This window comes from Saccharomonospora sp. NPDC046836 (genome assembly GCF_040645195.1).
In the GTDB taxonomy this organism is placed as follows: domain Bacteria; phylum Actinomycetota; class Actinomycetes; order Mycobacteriales; family Pseudonocardiaceae; genus Prauserella_A.
The window spans coordinates 216,814-236,492 of record NZ_JBEYXW010000005.1 but is presented as its reverse complement, the minus strand read 5'-3'; the positions used below and the strand labels follow the sequence as shown (position 1 = coordinate 236,492).

The following is a 19,679-nucleotide window of genomic DNA, read 5'->3' as shown; positions in this document are numbered from 1 at the left end:
GCGGCACGAACATGAGGTTCCGATGACAGCGACAACGCGAGTGCTGGTGGTCGAGGACAACGAGGACATGCGCGTGGCGGTGGCGGCGGAGCTTCGGGCGCAGGGGTTTCAGGTCGACGAGGCCGCAGACCTGGCAGCGGCCGAGGCCGCGCTCACCAGAGGAGACCCCGACTGCGCGGTGTTCGATCGCATGCTGCCTGACGGCGACGCGGTCGCCTACGTGGGACGGCGCAGACAGGATGGCTGGACGGTGCCCGTCCTCTTCCTCACGGCCCGTGACACCGTCGCCGACCGGGTCACGGGTTTCGAGCACGGCGGCGACGACTATCTCGTGAAGCCGTTCGCCGTCCCCGAGATGACGGCCAGGGTCACCGCGTTGTGCCGCCGCCAGGGCGAGCGTCGGTCGCCGGTGCTGCGCCACTCCGACCTCGAAGTGGACAGCGCGCGACGACAGGTCCGGCGCGGCGGTGTGCTGCTCACGTTGAGCGACAAGGAGTTCGCCATCCTCGAGTACCTGATGGCCCGCCCGGAGCAGGCTGTCACCCGCAGCGAGCTGATCGACCACTGCTGGGACACCAGCAACGATCCGATGTCCAATGTGGTCGACGTGGTCGTCCGCCGGTTGCGCGCGAAGCTGCGGGAGCCCGAGCTGATCCACACGGTGCGCGGTGTCGGCTACCGCTTCGGTGACGCGCGGAGCAGCTCGTGACCACGTCGGCCGCCGTCCGGTTGCGGCGGCTGCGCTGGCTGCTGACGGTGCTGTTCACAGCCCTCAACGCAGCCGGGCTGGTTGTGCTCGCGTGGCTGTTCATAGAGCAGGACCGCGAGGCGGGTGAGCTGCGGATGGACGCGGAGCTCAAGCAGGTGACCGCGGCGGTGCTGCGGCTCGTGCAGCGCACCGGCGACACGGGGATCACCACGGGGTACATCGGCAGCGACCAGATCGACACCAGCTGCCCCGAGTTCGCCGTACTGCCGGCCGGTGCCGGCGAGTTCGACCCGCATTTCAGCAAGCGTGACTGTGTCTCCGAGGACCGGGCGTATCTGTACGGACTCGCCAGGGACGCAGCCGCCAGCGGCAGGTTCATCGAAGGCTACGTGCCCGGCCGCGACGGCGACCTCGTGCGGGTCGTCGCCCAGCCCTTCCTCAACGCGTCCGGCCAGTACGCGGGGGCGGTCGTCGCGACGAGCGACCCGAGTGCGTCGCTGGCCCAGCACCGGAACGTGGTGCTGTGGGTGATCGGCGGCTGCCTGCTCCTGGTGAGTGCGCTGGCCGTGACCGGACATCTGCTCTCCGGCCGGGCGATCCGGCCCGCGGCGGCAGCGCTGGAACAGCAGGAGGTGCTGCTCGCCGAGACCGCGCACGACCTTCGGACACCGGTCGCGGCGCTGCGGGCGCTGGCCGAGACGGCGTGGCGCAACCCCGCTGCGCGGCCGGACCTGCTGCCACGCACGGTGCGGCTCGCGGCCAGGATGGGCACGATCATCGACGACCTGCTCGTGCGGGCACGCCTCGCTGCCGGCGTCGAGGTGCTCGCGATGCAACCGGTCTGGCTCGACCAGATCGTCACGGCCGTGGTCGAGGAGACCCCCGCCGACGGCGCGCAGGTCACGGTCATCGCGACGCCGACGAAGGTGAACGCCGACCCCGGTCTGGTCCAGCGTGCGGTCGGCAACCTCCTCAACAACGCGATCCGGTACGGTCGCCAGCCTGGCGCCCCCGCGATCGTGCACATCACCGTGGCAGGCGGGCGAGTGACGGTGGCCGACCACGGCCCGGGCATCGATCCGTCGGTCGCGGAGGAGAGCTTCGACCGGTTCAGCAGCGGCGGCGGCTCCAGTGGTCTCGGCCTGTCGATCGTGCGCTGGACCGCGCAGGCACACGGTGGATTCCTGCGCGTCTACAACGCACAACACGGCGGCGCCATCTTCGAGCTGACCTTCCCGCCGATCCCCTAGGTCCAGTCCTCCCGGTGTTCGTGTACCCAATCTGGACCCGAGATGTACCGGGATCTCCTATGCTGACTCCGTGACGGGGAGCAAGCTGCGGCATCGCCTTCCGGTGGCACTGCTCGTGGCCGCCACCGCGGCCACGGTGATGCTCGCGGTGTCGGGCGCCACCGAACCCGTGCGAGGGCTGGATTTCGCCCAGTCAGGGCACTGGGTCGCGAATCCGGATCTCGACATCGTCTTCCACGTCAACGGCGCCGCCAAGACAGTGGATGCGCAGGCGCCGATGATGATCGACCCGGGCGATTTGGTCTACCAAGGTGACACCAGCGCGTACGTCGTGGGTGACTCCCGGATCAGGGAGTTCGGCAAGTCCACCTTGGAAGTCGAGCGCACCATCATCCCGCCGACCGGCGAACGGCCGGTGGGCGTCGAGGCCGACGGCGGCCCGTATCTCGTCTATCGCGAGGCCGGAACCGTGATCCGGCTCGGCGAGCAGCCGACGAGGATCAGCGCGGGCCAGGGACTCGGAAACCCGGTCGTCACAACCGACGGCACCCTCTGGCTGCATCGGCGTGCCTCGGGCGTGCTGTGCAAACTGGCCAAGGGTACGGACCAGGTGTCGTGCCCCGCCGTCACCCCGCGAGGGCACAGCGGCGAGCTGACCGTTGTGGACGGGCAGGCGGCGTTTGTCGACACCACCGAGGACACTGTGCGTGCGGTGCTCGACGAGGAGCTCGGCGATCCCGTCAACATCGGCCTCGACGTGCCTGGCACCGCGGCGATCGGCACCACCGACGCGGGCGGACGCATCCCCATTCTCGATCCCGGCAAGCAGGAACTGCACCTCGTCGACGGCCGGGGCATTGCCACACCCGCCCCGCCGGCCACCCCGCTGACGATCGACCTGCCCGACGGCGAGTACGCGAAACCCGAGACCAGCGGCGACTCTGTCGTGCTGCTCGATCTCGAGAGCAACTCCGTGCGCACGTACACCAGCGACGGCAGGCAACAGGGCGTCACGCCGGTCCCACCCGAGACCGGGGAGCCGAGGCTCACGCGCGGTGAGGACGCGCGCGTGTACGTCGACGGCGACAAGGGACGGCACGTGATGGTGGTCGATGAGGGGGGCGAGACAAGTCAGATTCCCCTTGTCGGCGACGAGAACCCCGAGAGCCAGAACCCGCCGCAGGCGCCGCCGCCCGAGCGACCCGAGGACACGCGGGAAGAGAACCCGCCCCCCGCTTCACCGCCTCCCTCCCCGCCCGACCGGCAGGTGATCGCGGACGAGCCGACCGCGCAACCGGAACCCGAGCAGCCACCGCCTGCGCAACCCGAGCCCCGGCAGCCGAGCCCGCAGCCACCTCCCGCGCCCCCACCACCGCCGCCGCCCCTGCCGGCGAGCCCGCCCGGGGTCGCCGCCAACATCTCTGCCACCCACCAGACTGGCGGCGACACGGTACGGGTCACGTGGGGTGCCGCCGATCCCAACGGCGCACCCGTGACGGCGTACCACGTTGCGTGGCAGCCGGTCACCGGCGCAGGAAGCGAGACACTAGCGGGCAACGCACGCACGACTGTCCTTTCCGGACTACAGAAGGGCGTCACCTACACCGTCACGGTCGTCGCAGAGAACCGTGCTGGGCGCGGCGCCGTGGCGAGCACAACGGTCGTGATCCCGGCGCAGACCATCACGATCTCGCGCGGCGAGCCGAGTGAATACAACGGCTGTGGCCCTCCGTGTCACAAGATCCGCATCGTGGCGACCGGGCTCGAACCCAACACCAGGTACGACTTCAACCCCTATTCCAACGCCCCAGGCTGGGGAAACCCAGGCTCCGGCTGGGAAACCGACGAGGACGGCAACGTGGACTTCGAGAACATCGACTTCGGCGAACCCGGCTACGAGGTCTGGGTCGAGATCGAAGGGACCGGCCTGGTGTCCAACCGCTACCTCTGGCCGGACGAATGAGCACGCGGGCGAGCGAGGTCGGCAGGCTGATCTCGAACAATGTGCAGCAGGTCATCCGCGGTAAGCCCGAGCTGGTGCGCTTCGCGGTGGCCGCTCTGCTGGCCGAGGGACACCTGCTGATCGAGGACGTGCCGGGCCTGGGCAAGACGACGCTGGCGCGGTGCATCGCACGCAGCATCGGGGGCGAGTGGAGCCGCATCCAGTTCACCCCTGACCTGTTACCTGGCGACATCACCGGCGTCACCGTCTACCACCAGAAGGACGAGGAGTTCACGTTCCACCGCGGGAGCGTGTTCGCGAACATCGTGGTGGCCGATGAGGTCAACCGTGGCACACCCAAGACACAGTCGGCACTGCTGGAGGTGATGTCGGAACGGCGGGTGACCGTCGACGGCGTCACCCACGAGGCACCACGCCCGTTTCTCGTCGTCGCCACGCAGAACCCGATCGAAATGGAGGGCACCTACCGCCTCCCCGAAGCGCAGCTCGACCGGTTCCTGATGCGACTGTCCGTTGGCTATCCGGACGTCGCCTCGGAGGTTCTGGTGATCATGAGCGACTGCGCCGGGGTCACCGCCGACGACCTTCCTGCCGTGGTGGACATCGCGACGCTGCGCGGGGCCATTGAGGACGTTCGCCAGTCTCACATCGACCAGGCTGTCGTGGAATACGCCGCCAGGCTCACTGCGGCCACCCGCGACCACGTGGCCGTGCGGTTCGGTGCCAGCCCACGCGGCAGCATCGCGCTCGTCCGTACCGGTCAGGCGCTCGCCGCGATGGCAGGGCGCGGTTTCGTCACACCGGATGATGTCAAGAACGTCGCCAAGCCGGTACTCGCCCACCGGTTGATTCTGACGGCGGAGGCGGAACTGAGCCAGCGCACCGCCGACGAGATCATCGACGAGGTCCTCGCCGCGACGCCCGCGCCCGCGGTCAACGCGGCCACCAGGTGACACCGTGCGGCCGACCAGGCGAGGCATCGCGATGCTCGTTCTCTGCGTACTGTTGGTCGCGTTCGGACAGTGGGCGGGGTATCCCCTGCTGCGAGCGCTGGGCGGCATCCTGCTGGCGGCGGTGCTCGCGGCCGTCGCGCTCACCGCGCGCCCCGTACGCGTGACGGTGACGCGTTCCGTTTACCCGGACCGCGTCGAGCGCGGCAAGCCCGCGCTCGCGCGGCTACGCGTGCGCAACCCAACGTCCCATCGCCAACCGGCGTTCCTCGCCACGGACAAGGCGGCCGACGCGGCGCAGACCGTGCGAATCCGCCCGTCGCCACCGCGCGCGGAGTCGACCTATCACTACGAGCTTGCGACTCCGGTTCGCGGCGAGCTGACCGTCGGGCCGCTGTTGCTGCTCCGGGTCGATCCGTTCGGGCTCGCCACCAACCGGCTGCCCACGGGCGACACCGCGATCCTCAGGGTGTACCCGCGCCAGTTTCCCGCTCGGGCGCTCGTGGGCGCGCACCCCCGGCACCACCACGAGGGTGTCACCACCAACGAGACATTGCGCGGTTCGATCGACCTGCGTGACGTGCGGGAGTACGTGCCAGGGGACGAGGTCCGGCACCTCCACTGGAAGGCGACCGCCCGCACAGGCCGGTTGATGGTGCGCGATCTGGCCGACCCTCAGCAGCCGCGGTTCACCGTCCTGCTCGACACGCGGCGGGGCTCGCTGGAGCCGGACACGTTCGAGGAAGCCGTCGATCTCGCGGCGTCCCTGCTGGGCTCGTCGGCCAGGGCAGGACAGCACACCAGGCTCGTCACCTCCTCTGGGCTCGACATGCCGACTCCCGGCGGGAACCAGGCCTCGCGCAGCCTGCTCGACGAGCTCTGCGTGCTTCGGCAAAGCGGCGGCGTGCGCGACGCGGTCATGCCCCCAGCGCTGGCCGCGAGCCGCGGCTTCGGCGGCTGCATCGCGGTCGTCACCTCGCCGGGCCCCGAGCTGACGTCGATGGCGTGGCTGCGGCAACGCTACTCGTCGATCTTCGTGTTCGTGCTCGGCGGTAGCGGCCGCGAGGCTCACGCGGTGGCGGGAGCCCGGATGCTTGGTGCAGACAACGCCGCGCACGCCGTGCGCCGGTGGAACGAGGTGCTCGGTTGACGTCCTCCCCCACCTTGGTGCCCGGTCGAGCACCGCTGCCCACCGTGTTCGTCGCGCTGGCGGCCGTGGTCGCCGGGCTGCTGTTCGCCCCAGTCTTCGGCCTGTGGCCGCTGGTGGTCCCACTGCTCGTCCCGGCTGCGGTAGCACTCGCGATCGCGGTGCTCGCGTCGCGCCGCGAGGCGCTCGTGCCGTGGCGGCCGGTGCTCGCACTGCTCGGCGGCCTGCTCGGCGTTGTCGAGACGACGCTGCTGTCCACAACGGTCGCTGGCATTCCTACCGGTAGCACAGCACGCGCGCTCTTCTCCGGGATGACCGACTCGTGGCACCTCGCGCTCCAGTCGACCTGGCCTGCACACCCGGAGCCCGCGCTGATGCTGTTCGTGCCGCTGCTGGTGCTGCTCGCGTGCGTGCTGGGCGTGGAATTCCTGTACCGCTGGGGGACCTTTCCCGCGCTGGCACCGAGTTTCGCGGTGCTCGTGCTCAGCCAGTTCTACAGCGCCACAACAGGCGTGGCGGCGGCGCTGGCCGCGCTCGCCTACGCGGCCGCGGCAGGGGCGCTGTTCATCGCCACGAGACCTGAGCGCGTGTCCACGGGGCGGCGGCTGTCGTCGGCGCTGCTGGTGGCCACACCGCCCGTGGTACTCGCGGTGATCGGCGCAGTGGTCGGCGGTGTCGTCCTGCCCAGTAAAGAGGCCAGGTACACACTCCAGGATGAGCAGTTCGCGCCGCTGTCGGCCAGCAGTGTCACCAACCCGCTGGACCTGCTTTCCCACCGGCTGACCCATCCGGACATTCCGGTGTTCACAGTGGATGGAGCAAGCACCGTGGACCGGTGGCCGGTCGTCGTGCTGACCGGGTTCGACGGCGTGAACTGGACTCCGGGATCCGACTACCGCAAGCTCGGCTCGTCGCTGGCTCCCAGCTCCGAGATCACGGTCGAGGTCGAGCGGCACACAGCTCGGATCAGCGGTACCCGGCTCGACGGCCCGTGGCTACCGAGCCAGCCGTCGCCCGCCGGGGTCGCCGGGATCCGATCGCTGGTCGAGCAAGGACAGGGCTCGCTCCTGGCGCCGGACGTGCCACGGCCTGCCGCATACACGCTGAGCTGGTGGGAACCTCAGGTGAGCCGCGACGACCTCGCGGACGCGGCCGTCGACCGGGACCTCGCCGGGGCATCAGGCGGCGTCGGGCGGGTCCCGGAGGGCATCGCCGAACTGGCCGATCGGGCTGCGCCCGCGCGGCCGACCTTCCGGACCGCGGTGGCACTGGCGGACTTCCTGCGCACGGAGTACCGCGTGGCGACAGGGCAGAACCTGCCCGCCGGACATTCCTGGGTGCAGCTGCGAAAGTTCCTGCTCGACAGCAAGCGCGGCACCAGCGAGCAGTTCGCGGCCGCGTACGTCGCGCTGGCAAGGATGAAAGGCATTCCGGCGCGGCTCGTCGTGGGGTTCCGCGCGCCGGCGGACCGCGACGGCGGACAGTACACGGTCCGCAACGGCGATGCGCTGGCCTGGCCGGAAGTCGCCGTCGAGGGCGTCGGCTGGGTACCACTCGACCCGACCGGTGCGGCCACCCCGGCGGGCGCAGCGCCTGCCCGTAGCCTCGCGGGGACCGCCGAGGAGGTGCGGACGTCGTTGCCCGAGCGTGACGAACTCCGCGACGCGCCCGTGGCGCCCGAGATCGCCGCGACGAGTTCCGGTCACGGCCGCGCCTGGTCGATCCCGGGGTGGATGCTGCTCGCGGTACCGGCAGCCGCGGTGCTGGCCTGGTTGACGGGTGTGCCGCTGGCGAAGGCGTTGCGCGCTCGCAGGCGCAGGCGAAGGCCAGGCGCGGGTGCCGTGATCGGCGCGTGGGAGGAGGCGCGGGACGCGTTGCGCGCCCATGGGGTCCCCGTATCAGCAGGCATGACCGTGCGGGACCTGACGACGGCGGCCGCGGCCGAGCAAGCACTCGACGGCGAGGCAAGGGAGGGCCTGCGGTCACTGGGCGCCACCGTGGACGTCGCGCTGTGGTCTGGTACCGAGCCGCGGCCGGAAAGCGGGATGCTGGCGTGGGCGGCGGTCCGAACGGTGCGCAAAGGCCTCGCCCGACGAGGCCTGCGAGCGCGCATCCGCGCGGCGGTGAACCACGCTCCGCTGCGTGCGCCACGCTGAGCCGCTACATCTTGCAGGTGGCGTTGTGGATCGGCTTCGACTGGCTGGTGTACACCCCCGCGCTGTTCGCGCCCTGGATCTGGAAGCAGTACCCCTTCACCGGGTCGACCTCGATCCGGTACTCGGTCGCCCGCTGCACGAAGATCGTGCGCTGTTCCTCCCCCTCAGCCGCGACAACGATCGCGTAGTCGAGCGGTTCGCTGCTGCTCCAGGACAACTCGACGTAGTTGCCCTTGTCTACGGGGTCGGCGAATTCGAGATGCACGGGCGGGGCGCTGGGCGCGGCCGGGGCGCGTTCTTCGCTGCGTTGCGGAGCGCCGCGCACATCGAGCTGTGCAGGTTGGTTCAGCAGCAGGACGACCACCGCGACGGCCAGTACCGCCAGCGCCCCGACCGCGGCGAGCACGAGGCCGGTCCTCGGTGTCGTGCGTGGCCGGTCGTTCGGCCCGAACTGGACGAGCAGCTGACCGCGCGGCGGACCGGGCGGCATGGCAGAGACAGCGAGCGGGACAGGCGCCGCAGCAGGGACGGGAGCGCGCTGAGGCGGCGTTGACGCCGCGACGGCGCGCCCGAAGTCGTCGAACGCGGGTTCGGCATGCGCGGGCCCTGTCACGGCGCCGATCCTGGCGGCCACGGTCGCGGCGTCCAAGGGACGCGCGTCAGGGTTCTTCGCCAGCAGCGCCGAGACGAGCTGCCCGAGCCCGGCTGGCAGGTCGGGCCGCTGCAGCGGAGTCAGGTCACCACTGAGTGTCCGAAGCAGTCGCTCGTCCGCCTGTTCCCCGGGGCGTCCTTGGTACGGCGAGGAACCCGAGACAGCGAAGTACAGCACCGCGCCCAAACCGTAGAGGTCGGTCCGCTCATCGCGGGCACCGTCGCGCACGGTCTCCGGCGCGAGGAAGTCGGCCGCACCAGTGACGTCGCCGGCGAACGCGTTCCGCATAGCGAGTCCGAAGTCGGCGAGCACCGGCTCCCCCGAAGGGTGGAACAGGACGTTGCCCGGCGTGACACCCCCATGCACGATGCCCGCCGCGTGCGCTGCCGCCAGCGCGGTCGCCAGCCCGCTGCCCAGCGCCAGCGTGTCGGCGATCGTGAGCGGCCCGAACGAGTCGACCAGCTCCGGCAGTGACTGCGCGCACAGCTCCATCCGCAGCGCGCAGCGGCCGTCGGACAGTTCCTCGACGCGATCGGCCACGAGCACGTGTGCACGGGTGCGTACCTCGGCGAGGCTGCGCAGCTCGGCGTCGAGCTCACCACGCGTACGCCGGTCGATGCGCCCGGGATAGACCTTCAGCGCGAATGCCGTTCCCGTGTGTTCGTCAACGCCCGCGAAGACCGTGGCGACCGGGCCATCGCCAAGGGGAACCAGCTCGTCGCTTCCGGAAAGCATCGTCATCGCACTGGTCATTGTGGCATCCCGTCGTGTCCGCTAGCTGCCGTCCCGGTTCCGCCGCCGTCCTCGCGCGGTCATCGTAAGCAGCGATGACCTCCACGGTGGGTTCAGCGGCCGTTTGCTGCCACCGCCTCACTTCGCCGAAGGGACTCAGCGGATGACGACCACGCCCCTCGCCAGGGTGACCATCGACGCGCCTGCCCGGCGGATCGACCTCGCGCTGCCGGAGCGGTCGACCGTGGCCGAGCTCCTTCCCGGGCTGTTGCGGCGCGCGGGCGAGAACCTGCCCGACGACGGGGTGACCGACGGTGGCTGGCTGTTGCGGCGCACCGACGGCACCGCCCTCGAACTCGGCAAGACGCTGGGCACCAGCGCCGTGCGCGACGGCGATGTGCTGCACCTCGTACCGCGGCGTCTACATTGGCCGGAGCTGGAGTACGACGATCTCGCCGACACGATCGCCCAGGGCACCGGCCGTACCGGCCGCCTGTGGGGCCCGGCGCACACGCGAACCGCGGGGCTCGCGACGGGCGGGTTCGCTGCCCTGCTGGCGTTGCTGGCTGTGGCGCGGGCGGGACCACCGTGGAACGCGGCGGCGTGGGTCGCGCTCGGATTCGGCGTGGTGCTGCTGCTGGCCGGCACCGTGCTGGCGAGGGCAGTTGGCGACGCGAGCGCGGGTGCCGCCGTCGCCGCGCCGGCGCTGCCGTTCTCATTCGTGGGCGGCGCCCTGCTGCTCGGGACCGGACCACAACCCGCCTGGTTCGGAGCGCCGCACGTGCTCGCGGGCTGCTCGGCGCTCCTGATCGCGTCCGTACTGGGTTATCTGGGCGTGGTCGACCGTGCCGAACTGTTCCTCGCCGGCATCACCGCGAGCGCCATGGGTGCGCTCGGGTCGTGGCTGGCGACACTCGACGCGCTGGACGGCGTGGACGGCGCCGCCGTGGCCGCCACAGTGGTGCTGCTCTTCTCCCCTCTGTTCGGTCCGCTGTCGATCCGGCTGGGCAGGGTGCCGATGCCGGTGCTCCCCCGCACGACCGCCGACCTCGTGCGCGACGACCCGCAGCCATCACGCCATGCGGTCTACGCCGCCGTGCTCCGCGCGGAGCAGCTGCTGACCGGCATGATCACCGGTGCCACCACCGTCGCCGTGCTGTGCCTGTTCGTCGTCGCGCAGGAGGCGAGCACGTCGGTGATCGTGCTGCTGTCCATGCTCTCGGTGGGCTTCTGCCTGCGCGCCCGCCTGTACCCGGCGCTACGGCACCGGGCGCCGCTGCTGCTCACCGGGGTGTTCTGCGCGGGCGCACTCGCGGCGGGCCCAGTGCTGGCCGCACCCGGGAACGTGCTCGCCGTCACCGCGCCCGCGCTGCTGGTCGTGAGCGGCCTCGCCGTGACGGCCGGACTGACCCACAGCGGGCGGTTGCCCAGCCCCTTCTTCGGCCGGTACGCGGAGCTGCTCGAGGTGGCGATCGTGCTGGCCTGCGTACCCGTGCTGTGCGCGGTGCTCGGCTTGTACGGGTTCATGCGCGGACTCGGAGGCTGACCCATGACGTCCAAACGCGACCTACTGCAGGCGCACCAGTTCCTCGCCCAGCGCGCGATCTCGGCGCTGGTCACCCGCGACCCCGACCCGGAACAGCCCCCGTTTCGCCGGCCCGGCGGCGCCGCGCTCGGCAGCATCGTGCTCGGCGGGCTCGCCCTGGTCGCGGTCGCCGTGTTCGGACTGATCAACCCCGGTGGCAACTCGACGTGGCGCGACCGGCCCTCGGTGATCGTCGCCAAGGAGACCGGGGCACGGTACGTCTACCTGGACGGGGTGCTGCACCCGGTGACGAACTACGTGTCGGCACTGCTCGCGCTGGGCGAGCACGCCGAGACGCTGTCGGTGTCGAGCGACTCGCTGGCGGGCGTGCCACGCGGGCCGAGGATCGGGATCCCGGACGCACCCGACGCGCTGCCTGCCAAGGAGAATCTGCTCACGGGTGGCTGGAGCATCTGCTCCCGGCCCGTACCGGACGACACCGGGTCCACAACGGACGAATCCGTCCTGCTGGTCGGCGAGGGCGCGCGCGGCGGCAGACCGCTGGGCGAGGATGCCGTGCTGGTGGAAGTCACTGACAGCGGCGAGCAGTACCTGATCGCCGGTGGCTACCGGCACCGCATCGACCACCCCGACACGGTGGCCGCCGGGCTCTCGCTACAGGCCGAACCCAAGGCCAGGACCAGCATGCCGCTCGTGGACCTCCTCCCGGCCGGCGAGCCGATCTCGCCGATCCGGCTGGCCGGCACGGGCTCGCGCTCGACGGCGGTGCCGAACCGGGACGACCTGCGTGTGGGACAGCTGCTCGTCGTCGAGACCTCCGGGGGCACCGAGCACTACCTCGCGGACACCGACCGGCTGCGGCCCATCTCCCCGTTGCAGTACGACCTGCAGCGTGCCGATCCACGGACCAGGGAGGCCTACGGGGCGGGTGCTCCTTCTGGCATCCCGCTCGATCCCGCCGCGGTCGCAAGCGCCCGGCTGGACCCGGCGGGCGACGCCGGCCCTGCTGCGGCACCCCGCGTGCGGCCGCGGTTTGCCGGCGGCGACACACTCTGCGCGACGTACGAGCCGGGTACCCCGACACCGACGATCAACATCGATGCCCGGCTACCGGATTCCACGGCGCTCCCGACCGCGGGCCGTACGGCACGCGGCATGCCGATGGCGGATGCGATCCACGTCGAGCCGGGCCGTGCCGCGCTGGTTGAGGCGATGCCGAGTCCGGACGCCTACGCCGGAACGCTCGTGCTGGTCACCGATCAAGGCGAGGCCTTCCCGCTCGCGGGCCGGGAGGTGCTGGGCATTCTCGGCTACGGCGATGCCCGTCCCGCCCGGTTGCCGGCCGGCATCGTCGGCAGGGTGCCGATGGGCAGCGGGCTCGACCCTGCCGCGGTGCTGGCAGGCTAGAGCCCGCTGCTCAGCTGTCGGCCGGTGGCGGTGGAACGAGGAACATCTCGTCGGGCAGCTCGTCCCGCACCGGCTCCGCGGGTGGGAGCGCGGCGCGGCGGGGCTGCCAGCGTGTACGACGCCCACGCATCAGCACGAAGGCCGCGACCGCCCCCAGCACCGCCGCCGCGACGGTCACAACGGCCGCGACCCGCGACGTCGAGGTGCTGCCGTCCCACCATGCGGCGGCGCGCAGCTCCGCGGCGTCGGCCACGGGGCGCTCGACCGGCGGAACGGAGGCCGGCGGCGCGTCGACGAGACCGTCGGTCACCGCGCGATAAGGGTTGACCAGCCCGGCGCCGTAGGCCGCGCTGTCGCGGCCGCCGGGAGCAGGGGTCGCCGTGGCGAGAATCCGCTCGACCACCTGCTCGGCCGACAGCTCTGGCCACACCGACCGCACGAGCGCGGCCGTCGCCGCGACGAACGGCGCCGCGAAGCTGGTGCCGTCGTGGTACTGATGCCCGCCCACGCGCGCCGCCGCGAGCACTCCCCCGCCCGGCGCCACGATGTCCACCTGTGGCCCGATCTGGGAGCTGGGCAGCCGTGCCCCGGTCATGTCGACCGCGCCCACCCCGAGCACCCCGTCGTACCCGGCCGGGTAGGTCGGCGGGCCGGGGGTCGTGCCTTCCTGGGCGTTGCCCACGGCTGCCACGACGACCACGTCCTTGGCCTGCGCGTGCCGGACCGCGTCACGCACGAAACGATTGTCGAGGCTGCCCGCGACGGACAGGTTGATGACGTCGGCACCGTTGTCGGCCGCGTACCAGATGCCACGGGCCAGCACCTCCGGGTCGATGGCCTGCGTGCCACCCTCGCCGGTCGCGTCGCTCTCGCTGACGCGGACAGGAAGAATTGTGGTGTCGGGCGCCAGACCGGTGAAGCCGACGCCGTCGGCTGGCTGCGCGGCGATGATACTCGCCACGGCTGTGCCATGCGAGACGCAGTCGAAGCTGCCCGGTAGGTCGCCGACAAGGAAGAAGTCCTGTCCGCGCAGCACTTTTCCGGCTTTACCGAGCTGCGGGTGGTCACCGTCCACACCGGAGTCCACGACAGCGACGACGACACCGCTGCCCGTGGCCTGCTGCCGCACGGCGTGCGCGTCGAGTGTGCGCTGGGCCCAGGGCAGTTCGCTGACCGACGGACTCGCCGGGTCAGGGTTGGCACAGGCCCCTGGTGGCGGTGCGGCGAACGCGACACCGGTGCTGGAACCGACGACGGCCGCCGCGAACGCGGCGGCCGTCGTCACAGTGCTGAGTCGGCGCATGGCGCTACTCGAGCGGGTCGCGGCCGTCTGTACCGGCCAGGCGGTTGACAACGCCGGTGCCCTGGGTGTCGACGGCCCGGTAGTCGGTAACGCAGCCGAGCACGTCGTCGCACAGCGCCCCGTAGGCGGTGGGGATGCCGTCAGCCCTCGTCGTCAGCTTCTCCGCAAGCGGCACGTACTTCTCGAGGAAGGCCTGCGCGATCAGGTCGCTGCCCACCCCGGCCTGGCTGGCCCGCAACGCCTCCTTACGCTTCGCCCACACGCTGGCGAAGTCGTCGCCGGCCGCACGCAGCCGGTTGATGTTCAGCGTGACCGCATCGGGGTCCATGTCGTAGTCGGCCATCACTGTTCTCCCTCGATCTTCTTGTCGAGCTGGTGGATGAACGCATCGGTATGGACATCGGTGTTCGCGAGCTTCGCGTTGGGCGGCAGGTACTCGCGGGTGATCTCGAACAGGTCCTCGCGCGACCGCGCGACCGCGTCCTTGATGGTGTCCACAATAGATTCCGCGAGCGCCTTGGAGTCCGTTGCCCGGTAGATCCGGGGATCGAGGTACAGCTCCGCCAGCTCACCCCTGCCGACAACCGTGGCGCTGATCAGTCCGTCCGGCGAGTCCGCGGTGGCCTCGATGTCAGCGATCCTGGTCCTGATCTCGAGGAGATCATCGCGCAGCTTCTCGTATCCCGCCTTCCGCGCGGCGGCGTCTATCATCGGTCGTCTCATGGCTCTCTCCCTTCCGTGCTCAGCTGTTCTCGCCCGAGGCCCGGGTGTGCCGTGGCGCTGGGCGCGGTTGGGGCTCCCGCGGCTGGTCGGTTTGCTGTTCGTCGCGCTGTTCGCCTTCCGGCGTGCGGATGCCGCGCACGAACTCCTGGAAATCTCCGACGAGGCCACCGAAGTCGCCGCGCGTGCTGGTCAGCGCGAGCTCGACGATCACGCGCCGACGTGGCTCGGCGACGTCCCGCAGCTCCAGATACACCTGGCACTGCACGAGATCGACCGGGTTCCCGTTGACGGTCGTCGCGATATCTAGCCGCTGGGTAAGTCCGGGTGCTTGCTCCGTGCCGACCAGTGTCCGGTCGGCGACGTGAACGACTGCGCTCCGCTCCAGCCTGTCCACCGACTCGTCGGCGATCGCCGGGAGGTCGGCGTGGTCGTCGCGGTAGTCGCCGCTGATAGTGATGTTGCCGATGAATCCCTCGACCTGCCCCGGAGCCAGCGCGGCGAACGCGACGCCGGGGGCGCCGACCTCGTCGGGTGGGGCTGCCCGCCAGCCTTCCGGCAGGCTGAACTCGATCGGCACAGGCAATGTCGCTGCCATGTCTCATTCCTCTCAGATCGCCGCTGTCAGACTCGGCCGTAGCCGTTGTCGGTCCAGAAGTCCCCGATGGCGTTGCCGACGTAACCCAGTGACGCTTCCGCACTGTCCACAAAGGAATCCGTATAGCTTCCGATCGTGTCGGCCGCGTCGCCGAGGGTATCCGCAACGGCGGCGGGGTCGATCGTGATCTCGCCGGAGACCTTACCGCCGATTCCCAACGCGGCGCCGACTTCACCACCGATGGTGAACTTCCCGTCTTTCATCCCGAAAGTCGCATTCGCGCCGGCCCCGATACCCACCCAGCCTTCGGCGCTGCCCCCGGCACCGATGCCGCCGACATCGACGTTCCCGTTGAAACCGGCCTTGCCGCCGGCAAAGGCCTCGCCTCCGAGACTGAAGCCCTCGTGGTTCAGTATGGCCTCGCCACCGGCCTCGACGCCCACCGAGGCCTGCGCGTCGCCGCTCGCTTCGGCGATGCCGAGGCTGGCCTTCCCCTCGCCGTTCCAGCGACCGAGGTACGCGCCCCCCTGCGCCTGCGCGGACAGCCCGTCAAGACCGGCCGTCGCGCTCGCCACTCCCTCCGCGGAGGGCCCTTCCAGCGTGCTGCTTCCGGAGGCCGTTAGATCACCCGCCGACAGCTCACCGGACGCGGTGACCTCACCCGCGCTGACACTGCCACCAGTTTCTGCCATGGCTTCCGGGGGGTCCTCGCCGAAGATCTGCCGCATAGCCTCGGAGCCGCGTTCGATCGCTTGGCTGGCGCCCCTGGCCGTCTCCTGAACCACGCGTTCTTCCGCGACCTCGCGCTCACCGACCGGCAGGCTTCCCGCCAGCTCGAACAGTGGCCGATTGCGCTCGACCTCGCTGTCCCACTCCGCGACCACCTGCTCACCGATGTCGGCGCCCTGCGCTACCCGCTCCGCGAGATCACGCAGCTCATCGCCGGTCGCCCGTGCCTCATCGGCCGCGCTGTTGCCCCGCTCTGCCGCCTGCGTGCCGGGCTCGTCCGTCCAATCCGGCTCCATGGAACGGACAGCGCCAGCGCCCTCATCGCCTGCCTGCTGTCCCTCCTGGGCGGAAGAGCCGAGCTCGTCGGCCATCGAACGCATCGCGTCGGGGTTGACGTCCGGCCGTTCCGTCCCTTGACCGGCCACCCGCCGCTCGAACTCGTCCGGCGTCCCTGCCTGCTGCTCACCGTCGGCGGCGCCATCCTGTCCGGGCTGTTGCTCCTGTTCGCTGCTCTGTTCCTGTTCCCCGGTCTGCTCCTGATCATCCGCGGGCTCCTGCTGCCCGTCCACCGGTTGGTCGCCCTCCTGGGCCTGCCCGCCATCGGCAGGCGAGTCGCCCGGCTCTTCCGCGGGCGGTGCAGCTTCCGGTGCCTCCGCTTCTTGTGGCGCCTCCGCGTCGCCGCCTTCCTCCGGCGGGGCTGGCTCGCCACCATCGGCCGGGGCTTCCTCGCCACCACCGTCGCCAGCGTCATCGCCGCCGCCGTCGGCCGGCGCCGGTTCGGAGCTCTCCGGCTCCGCAGGCGCTGGCTCGGCGGGTGCCGGCTCGGCGGGTGCCGGTTCGGCAGGCGCTGGCTCCGCGGGCGCCGAGCCGCTCTCTCCTGGTTCGTCGGCCATGCTCAGTTCTCCTTGGACAGTGGACCGATATCTCGCCGAACTCGATTGTCACGAGCCGAAGGCACGATTCGCGGCCGTTGACCTGTTCCGGTCAGCCTCGATCGCTACCTGGCCTCCGAACAGGCACTGGCCGAAGCACAACAGGCCATCAGCGAGCCCGCGCTTCGAAGGCTCGTCGAGAACACGTGATCACTCCGTCTCCCTGATCACGAATCGATCCCCGTCGCTGAGATTGCTCGTTTGGTGTCCGATGGTCGATCCGGCACTGCGGTTGTCCGAGCGCGGTATGTGCTTCACGCTGGCGCCCGCTCCGCCCTCCTCGGTCATCGCCAACGGATACTCGTCCCGGTCATGCCTGGGCAGGCCAACCTCCCAGCCGTACGGTATGCCGCGCAAGGATGCGTTCCGACGGGACTTGGCCTCATCCCTCTCGACCGTGAGCGGGTCCAGCTTGGGCTCACCAGGCGTGTAATGGTTACCCGACCAGATCTTGCCGTCGCGTGCCTCGTTGATGTGCTGCAGCGAATGCTGATGCCGCTCCGTGTCCAGGTACACCTCCAGCGGAGGATCCTGGCCGTCCAAGGCTCGCGCCGTCTTATAAGCCTCGTTCCGTAGCCATGAGCCGGCGTTGAGCACGCCGTCTGCAGCCTGGCCGCCGAGCCACTCGGACATCTCCGGCGTAACCACGTCGGCAACGGCCTCGATCGTATCGTTTCCGGTCACGTCACTCAGCCATTTGGACGCGCGGTCGACGATATTCGCAGTGGTCTCCACCATGCTCCCGGCCGCCTCGTCGACCGTCCGGCTCGTGAGGCTCGCAAGGTTTCCTCCTGCGCGCAAGGAAGCGGCGTCGGGGACCTCCGACCCGGGTCCTTGCCCCCTGGCCCCGTTTCCGCGCTGGGCGGGCACTTCCGCCGGGCCGCCCGCCTGCGTCCCGGCTACCTCGAGTTGCTGCCCTCGCTGCCTGACGTTGTCCGCGGCGGCCGCGTAGCGTTGCTGGTTCTCGTTGGCGGTCTGGGCGACGAGACGCCGCCGGACGAGATCGCGCTCCGCTTCCGGAAGCAGCGCCTGCCCGATCGCGTCCTGGCTCTCCGCCTGCCCGATGGCCGCCTGCCCGTCCTGCCTCGCCCTGGCGATCTCGTCGGCGCTCGCGGTCGCGTGCTCGCTCATCGCCTTGGCGTCGGCGGCCGCCGCCTCGGCCTCTGTGGCCGATGCGGCCGCGCGGTCGCGGGTCGCGTTGCCGGCCGGATCGCGCCAGTCAGGCTGGGTCGCGCTCGCAAAGCGCTCCGCCTCGTCACGTGCTCCCTGGGCATCGTCGCCGGCCTGCCTCCACGAGTCACCGATTTCGTAGAGCCGGTCCGGCGGCCCCGGCGGCGGCGCCTGCGCGTTCACCTCGTCGGCGAAGTCGCTGTGCTCCCCCTCCTGACCGTCGGCGCCAGCCGGCTGCCCCGCGCTGCCTGGTTCTCCCTGCTCCGGAGTGGAGTCTCCGCCCTCGGCCGGCGCTGCCTGCTCCTCCGGCCCAACATCGTCCGATGTGGACTGTTGATCCGTTCGCTCCTCGGTTGCGGGAGCCTCTGCAGGCGGATCCCCTTCCATCGGCGCGCTCTCCGGCTGGGTCCTCTCCTCCGCGGGTTCCTCCGACGGTGCGGGTTCAGGATCCCTTGCTGGGGCGTCGCTCTCTGGCGGCGATGCCCCGCTGTTCTCCGCCGGAGCGCTCTCCTCCGCTGGGGCCGGCGATGCGTCACTCTCCGCCGGTGCGGGCGCTTCGGCTTCGGGCGGCGCACTACCTCCACTGTCGGCAGCGGGTGGTTCGGCCATCGTGCCCCCCTCGATCATCACCCCGTTCGGTCGTCAGCCCATCGTCTGCCACCATGGGTGAGCGTGGAGCATCGTGACCTGTTCCGGTCACCGCGGAAAAGCAGCCACAGCACAAGAAGATGTCCCGGTGCACTCGCGTGCACCGGGACATCGTCGGCGTTCGGCCGTCACATACCCGAACCGAGCCGCCCGCAGGAACGCTGCACCGCTGCCATGTTCTCGTGGTTACAGCTCTGCACGCCCTGGTTCATCGCCTGCATCAGGTCCTGTCCGGCAGCCATCACCTGCTGGCAGGCTTTACTGATCTCGGCGAACTGACCACCCGCCTGGTCGAGCCAGTCGGCCTGCGTCATTCCCGAGGCCTGCCCCCAGGAGTCGATCGACTGCTGGACACCGTTGACACAGCCGTTCATGTTGGCCGACAGGGCATCCAACGCGCCGAACATCGCAAGTTTACGAGTCATGAGTCACTCCCTTTTGTCCTCGACACGGTCCGGTCAGATGGCGCGGAGCAGCCCGGCGAACGCGTAGGTCTCACCCGAGGAGTCGCCCCCGCCGCCACTTCCGCCGCCACCACCGTCGCCATCGCCATCGCCGTCACCCTTGTCGTCGCTGCCGTCGTCACCCCTGTCGGAGTCCCCGTCGCCGAAGTCGAAGCCCGAGTCGCCGCCGAGGCCGAGATCGGACCCGAAACCGCCACCAAGACCGCCGAACCCGCTCATCCCTCCGCCGCCGAACCCGCGGTCCTCGACGCCGTTGAAGCACGCGGCACCCTGCTGATCGGCATCGATGTAGTCGTTCATGGCGAACCTGGTGTCCCCGCCCAGCTTCTCGAGCTTCTGACACAGGTTGCGAATCGCCATGTCCCATTTCTTGTGCGCTACGAGCAGCGCCTGGGACTGCTCCATGTTCCACCGCGCGGGAATCACGGAGTTCACTTCGCTCTCGAGTCTGCCGCGGTTCCCTTCGATCTCCTGAACGACCACCGTTGCCATCTGGACCACACGGGCCAGTGTGTCTGTGTCGGCGTCCATCCCGCCACCAGCGAACACAGCCTTCTCCTTCCATTCCTACGGCTTGCGCCGTCCTGTGCCCGCTGATCCAGA

General features: G+C 70.4%; 17 protein-coding genes. 8 read left to right on the top strand and 9 right to left on the bottom strand.

All coding sequences use genetic code 11. From position 1 onward, the window contains the following. Nucleotides 1–22 precede the first annotated feature (22 nt). The 6 genes from ABZ863_RS09385 (at nucleotide 23) to ABZ863_RS09360 (ending at nucleotide 8,175) form a co-directional block, all read left to right on the top strand. Nucleotides 23–709 (top strand): response regulator transcription factor, encoded by a 687-nt coding sequence (locus tag ABZ863_RS09385; protein ID WP_358532924.1) that lies wholly within the window; start codon nucleotides 23–25, stop codon nucleotides 707–709. Then, nucleotides 706–1,959, top strand: a complete 1,254-nt coding sequence (locus ABZ863_RS09380) for a HAMP domain-containing sensor histidine kinase (protein WP_358532921.1) — start codon at nucleotides 706–708, stop codon at nucleotides 1,957–1,959. Before ABZ863_RS09385 ends, ABZ863_RS09380 begins: the two co-directional genes overlap by 4 nt. A 70-nt stretch (nucleotides 1,960–2,029) precedes the next feature. Then, the gene (locus tag ABZ863_RS09375) at nucleotides 2,030–3,922 is read left to right on the top strand and encodes a fibronectin type III domain-containing protein (RefSeq protein WP_358532918.1); all 1,893 of its coding nucleotides are present in this window, start codon (nucleotides 2,030–2,032) and stop codon (nucleotides 3,920–3,922) included. Further along, nucleotides 3,919–4,875 (top strand): MoxR family ATPase, encoded by a 957-nt coding sequence (locus ABZ863_RS09370; protein ID WP_358532915.1) that lies wholly within the window; start codon nucleotides 3,919–3,921, stop codon nucleotides 4,873–4,875. Before ABZ863_RS09375 ends, ABZ863_RS09370 begins: the two co-directional genes overlap by 4 nt. Before the next feature lie 4 nt (nucleotides 4,876–4,879). Then, complete coding sequence (locus ABZ863_RS09365; RefSeq protein ID WP_358532912.1) at nucleotides 4,880–6,022, top strand: DUF58 domain-containing protein; 1,143 nt, start codon at nucleotides 4,880–4,882, stop codon at nucleotides 6,020–6,022. Beyond that, nucleotides 6,019–8,175, top strand: a complete 2,157-nt coding sequence (locus tag ABZ863_RS09360) for a transglutaminase-like domain-containing protein (RefSeq protein ID WP_358532909.1) — start codon at nucleotides 6,019–6,021, stop codon at nucleotides 8,173–8,175. Before ABZ863_RS09365 ends, ABZ863_RS09360 begins: the two co-directional genes overlap by 4 nt. Before the next feature lie 4 nt (nucleotides 8,176–8,179). Here ABZ863_RS09360 and ABZ863_RS09355 read toward each other — a convergent pair whose 3' ends face one another. Further along, complete coding sequence (locus ABZ863_RS09355; RefSeq protein ID WP_358532906.1) at nucleotides 8,180–9,580, bottom strand: protein kinase; 1,401 nt, start codon at nucleotides 9,578–9,580, stop codon at nucleotides 8,180–8,182. 142 nt (nucleotides 9,581–9,722) lie between these two features. Here ABZ863_RS09355 and eccD point away from each other — a divergent pair, with 142 nt between their 5' ends. After that, nucleotides 9,723–11,105, top strand: coding sequence for a type VII secretion integral membrane protein EccD (gene eccD / locus ABZ863_RS09350; RefSeq protein WP_358532903.1), 1,383 nt, complete (start codon nucleotides 9,723–9,725; stop codon nucleotides 11,103–11,105). A gap of 3 nt (nucleotides 11,106–11,108) precedes the next feature. Then, the gene (gene eccB, locus ABZ863_RS09345; protein ID WP_358532900.1) at nucleotides 11,109–12,512 is read left to right on the top strand and encodes a type VII secretion protein EccB; all 1,404 of its coding nucleotides are present in this window, start codon (nucleotides 11,109–11,111) and stop codon (nucleotides 12,510–12,512) included. A 10-nt stretch (nucleotides 12,513–12,522) separates the two neighbouring features. Here eccB and mycP read toward each other — a convergent pair whose 3' ends face one another. From mycP to ABZ863_RS09305, 8 genes are all read right to left on the bottom strand, one after another. Then, on the bottom strand, nucleotides 12,523–13,815 hold the full coding sequence (gene mycP / locus ABZ863_RS09340; protein ID WP_358532897.1) for a type VII secretion-associated serine protease mycosin: 1,293 nt from the start codon (nucleotides 13,813–13,815) through the stop codon (nucleotides 12,523–12,525). Nucleotides 13,816–13,819: 4 nt separating this feature from the next. Then, a complete protein-coding gene (locus ABZ863_RS09335) occupies nucleotides 13,820–14,158 on the bottom strand; it encodes a hypothetical protein (protein ID WP_358532894.1) in 339 nt (112 codons plus the stop codon). Further along, nucleotides 14,158–14,538 (bottom strand): YbaB/EbfC family nucleoid-associated protein, encoded by a 381-nt coding sequence (locus ABZ863_RS09330; RefSeq protein ID WP_358532891.1) that lies wholly within the window; start codon nucleotides 14,536–14,538, stop codon nucleotides 14,158–14,160. Before ABZ863_RS09330 ends, ABZ863_RS09335 begins: the two co-directional genes overlap by 1 nt. Nucleotides 14,539–14,557: 19 nt before the next feature. Then, the gene (locus ABZ863_RS09325) at nucleotides 14,558–15,133 is read right to left on the bottom strand and encodes a hypothetical protein (RefSeq protein ID WP_358532888.1); all 576 of its coding nucleotides are present in this window, start codon (nucleotides 15,131–15,133) and stop codon (nucleotides 14,558–14,560) included. A gap of 26 nt (nucleotides 15,134–15,159) precedes the next feature. Beyond that, nucleotides 15,160–16,755 carry a hypothetical protein gene (locus ABZ863_RS09320; protein WP_358532885.1) on the bottom strand — a complete coding sequence of 532 codons (1,596 nt, stop codon included), beginning with the start codon at nucleotides 16,753–16,755 and terminating at the stop codon, nucleotides 15,160–15,162. A 189-nt stretch (nucleotides 16,756–16,944) separates the two neighbouring features. After that, complete coding sequence (locus ABZ863_RS09315; protein ID WP_358532882.1) at nucleotides 16,945–18,351, bottom strand: NucA/NucB deoxyribonuclease domain-containing protein; 1,407 nt, start codon at nucleotides 18,349–18,351, stop codon at nucleotides 16,945–16,947. 389 nt (nucleotides 18,352–18,740) lie between these two features. After that, entirely contained in the window at nucleotides 18,741–19,037 is a 297-nt protein-coding gene (locus ABZ863_RS09310) for a hypothetical protein (RefSeq protein WP_358532879.1), read from the bottom strand. A gap of 33 nt (nucleotides 19,038–19,070) precedes the next feature. Next, nucleotides 19,071–19,607 (bottom strand): hypothetical protein, encoded by a 537-nt coding sequence (locus ABZ863_RS09305; RefSeq protein ID WP_358532876.1) that lies wholly within the window; start codon nucleotides 19,605–19,607, stop codon nucleotides 19,071–19,073. Between the last annotated feature and the right edge of the window lie 72 nt (nucleotides 19,608–19,679).